Genomic DNA, 619 nt, shown 5'->3' on the forward strand with positions numbered 1-619 from the left:
CAGGTACTCTATCCAGTTGAGCTAAGGGTGCTTCTTTCAACCTTTATCTATGCCGAGGACCGGAATCGAACCGGTACGATCGTTACCAATCGCAGGATTTTAAGTCCTGTGCGTCTGCCAGTTCCGCCACCCCGGCCTCCTCAAGCGAACGACGGGATTCGAACCCGCGACCCCCACCTTGGCAAGGTGGTGTTCTACCACTGAACTACGTTCGCATTGCTTTCTTTATATAAAAAAATGCCGGCTACATGACTTGAACACGCGACCCTCTGATTACAAATCAGATGCTCTACCAACTGAGCTAAGCCGGCTCATTATTATTCTCTTATGCGGGTTAAGGGACTTGAACCCCCACGCCGTAAAGCGCCAGATCCTAAATCTGGTGCGTCTGCCAATTCCGCCAAACCCGCAAAATATGACCCGTACTGGGCTCGAACCAGTGACCCATTGATTAAAAGTCAATTGCTCTACCAACTGAGCTAACGAGTCTTAAAATAATTTTCATTATTTTAACGGTCCCGACGGGAATCGAACCCGCGATCTTCGCCGTGACAGGGCGACGTGATAACCGCTACACTACGGGACCTATGGGAGTTAACGGGATCGAACCGCTGACCCT

Annotated in this window: 6 tRNA genes; all 6 read right to left on the reverse strand. The window is 50.4% G+C overall.

The annotated features are described in order from the left end of the window. Positions 1-50: 50 nt before the first annotated feature. Positions 51-136 (reverse strand) — tRNA-Leu (locus tag HMPREF2917_RS10725). 7 nt (positions 137-143) lie between these two features. Further along, positions 144-215, reverse strand: a tRNA-Gly gene (locus tag HMPREF2917_RS10730). Positions 216-238: 23 nt separating this feature from the next. Then, positions 239-311, reverse strand: a tRNA-Thr gene (locus HMPREF2917_RS10735). A gap of 17 nt (positions 312-328) precedes the next feature. After that, positions 329-410: transfer RNA gene (locus HMPREF2917_RS10740), tRNA-Leu, on the reverse strand. Positions 411-416: 6 nt separating this feature from the next. Next, a tRNA-Lys gene (locus tag HMPREF2917_RS10745) sits at positions 417-489 on the reverse strand. Between the two features lie 24 nt (positions 490-513). Then, positions 514-586 (reverse strand) — tRNA-Asp (locus tag HMPREF2917_RS10750). Positions 587-619: the final 33 nt, after the last annotated feature.

The organism is Streptococcus sp. HMSC061E03, from assembly GCF_001813505.1.
In the GTDB taxonomy this organism is placed as follows: domain Bacteria; phylum Bacillota; class Bacilli; order Lactobacillales; family Streptococcaceae; genus Streptococcus.